General features: G+C 41.0%; 2 protein-coding genes. Both read left to right on the top strand.

Going from position 1 to position 2,649, the window contains the following annotated elements; all coding sequences use genetic code 11:
• Window positions 1-261 precede the first annotated feature (261 nt).
• On the top strand, window positions 262-1,833 hold the full coding sequence (gene istA, locus IEV57_RS19160; protein WP_229744580.1) for an IS21 family transposase: 1,572 nt from the start codon (window positions 262-264) through the stop codon (window positions 1,831-1,833).
• Window positions 1,834-1,835: 2 nt separating this feature from the next.
• A complete protein-coding gene (gene istB, locus IEV57_RS19155; protein ID WP_188444647.1) occupies window positions 1,836-2,558 on the top strand; it encodes an IS21-like element helper ATPase IstB in 723 nt (240 codons plus the stop codon).
• Window positions 2,559-2,649 lie beyond the last annotated feature (91 nt).

Below are 2,649 nucleotides of genomic sequence, written 5' to 3'. Positions count from 1 at the left end.
TGGATATTCCGGAGCATGTTGACCCCTCAGAATCGGAATGTTTTTGTTTAGTGAAAGTGGCCTGATTGGCCAGATTCGACTGACATTCCGGCGGATGTTGACCCCCTAAAGCAAGAATTTCATAAAGATTCCGGATCATGTTGACCCCCTTTGGTCAAAATTCCGGAGCATATTGACCCCTCTGATTAATGGTTTTGGTTTTTTTAGCGGACACTTTCGATAACCGCTAATTATAATCCTATGGCTGGAAAACCAAAACCAATGAGTCAGATAAAACAATTGATAATACTTAACCGACAGGGCAATGGAGTCAAAACCATTGCACGTATCCTTGATGTAAGTAAGAATACCGTCAAGACATATCTTTTTAAGCTTGATAAGTTGTTGACAGGCAAAAGAGCTGAGAAGGTTACAATTGAGACACTTCTAAGCCTTGACGAGCCTGAATTATATACACTTTTTCATCCCGGTAATCCTTCCTATAAAGATTCAAGGTATGATTACTTTAAAGCCAACCTTGAACATTATCAAAAAGAGTTAGAAAAGATTGGTGTAACCAGAGTACTGTTATGGGAAGAATACAGACAGTCCAACCCAGATGGATATAGCTATTCCCAATTTTGTTTTCACCTTGATCAGCAACAGGCCGCAAAAGGCAAAAATACTATGGTTCTGGACCACAAACCTGCAGAAAAACTCTATATAGATTTTGCAGGAAAGACCATTCCCTATATCGACAGAGAAACAGGAGAAGTCATAGCATGTCAGCTTTTTGTTGCCTGCCTCCCATATTCTGATTATGCCTTTGCCATGGCTGTGCCATCCCAGAGTGTATCTGATTTTCTTTACGCACTAAGCAGGTGTTTGGAAGATTTAGGAGGCGTACCACAGCTTCTGGTTCCTGACAACTTGAAGGCTGCTGTGATTAAAGCAGACCGGTATGAACCTGATATCAATCAAGCGTTGGAAGATTTTGCCAACCACTACAGGACAGCAGTACTTCCCGCAAGGGTTAGAAAGCCTCAGGATAAAGCTCTGGTAGAAAATCAGGTTAAGATCCTTTATTCAAGGGTTTATGCCAAGCTCAGGAATATGCAGTTCTTTGACATCACTTCTCTCAACCAGGCAATCAAACTGAAAGTGAAAGCCCACAACCAGACAAGAATGCAGAAGAAGCCATACTGTAGGGAAGAAAAGTTTATGGCTGATGAAAAAGCCCTGCTGACTGATCTGCCTGAAGACCGTTTTGAGCTTCGCAGCTATTCAATGCTTAAAGTTGCAAAAAACAACCACATCTATCTGTCTGCAGACAAACACTATTACAGTGTTCCACATACCCTTATGGGAAACAAAGTAAAAGTAGTCTATTCCAGATCCATGGTCTACATCTATCATGATGGTAAGAAAGTGGCGGTTCATACCAGAAACTTCAAACATGGGGCTTACTCAACAGTCAAAGAGCACCTCTGTTCACATCACCAGCACTACAGGGATAGAAGTCCTGACTATTACAGGAATCTTTCAGCGAAGATCTCAAAAGTCCTTTACGAATATGTATGCCTACTTTTTGAACAGAAAAGATATCCCGAACAGCTCTACAGGTCTTGTGATGGGCTACTTGCTCTAGCTAGAAAATCAGATACAGAAGTTTTAGAAAAAGCATGTAAAACAGCAATGGAGAATGGGATTTTCTCTTACAAGTTTATCAAAAATATAATAGAGAACCATATGGAAGACGAGTCTGTCCAAAACAACATCGCAACGCTACCCAAGCATCAGAATGTAAGGGGTAAATCATATTACAGTAATCAACAATCAATTAATTTTAAATAACTATGACAAACCAGATCGAATCGCAGTTTGCCAAACTCAAGCTGCACGGTATGTCCAAAACATGGACAGCTATCAAAGAAACAAGAAAAAATCAAAGCCTCTCACTTTCCGAAGGTCTTGAACTGTTACTACAGGCTGAAGAGCTTGAAAGAGATAACAGGAGGTTCAAAAGGCTTGAAACCAATGCGGCATTCAGGTACAAAGCATCCTTGGAGGAACTCAAGCTTGACAAAACAAGAGGTCTTGATCAAATGTTGTTCACAAGCCTTGCAACGGGTGAATATATTTCAAAGGGAGAGGCTGTGCTGATCACCGGAGCAACAGGCTGCGGTAAAAGCTATCTGGCTTCTGCACTTGGACATCAGGCTTGTGTCCTGGGGTTCAAAGCCGCTTACTTCAATACCCAGAAACTAATGCTCAAAACCAAAATGGCCAGACTCGAAGGAACTGTGATGAAGTTCTTTGATAAGCTGGCTAAGACAGATCTCCTGATCATTGATGACTTTGGACTAACCCACCTCGAACAGCAACAGCGGATAGATTTTATGGAAATGATTGAAGATAGACATGGAAAGAAATCAACAATCATCGTCAGTCAGTTGCCCGTGTCAAGCTGGTATGATATCATTGGGGAAGAAACTATAGCAGATGCTATTCTTGACAGATTGGTCCATTCTTCCTACAGAATAGAGTTAAAAGGAGAAAGTCTCAGAAAAAAAATGTAAAATTGTCAGTCTAACAGATTATAGAACCAAACCCATTTTTAGAGGGGTCAATATGTCCAGAACAGGGGTCAGTATTGTCCGGAATATCCAG

The sequence above is a fragment of the Belliella aquatica genome, assembly GCF_014637795.1.
GTDB lineage: Bacteria > Bacteroidota > Bacteroidia > Cytophagales > Cyclobacteriaceae > Belliella > Belliella aquatica.
This window is presented reverse-complemented; position numbering and strand designations above follow the sequence as displayed.

What these genes read in the sequence shown, in the direction of transcription:
- istA (WP_229744580.1), top strand. Translation starts at nt 262, where the DNA reads ATGAGTCAGATAAAACAATTGATAATACTTAACCGACAGGGCAATGGA.
- istB (WP_188444647.1), top strand. Translation starts at nt 1,836, where the DNA reads ATGACAAACCAGATCGAATCGCAGTTTGCCAAACTCAAGCTGCACGGT.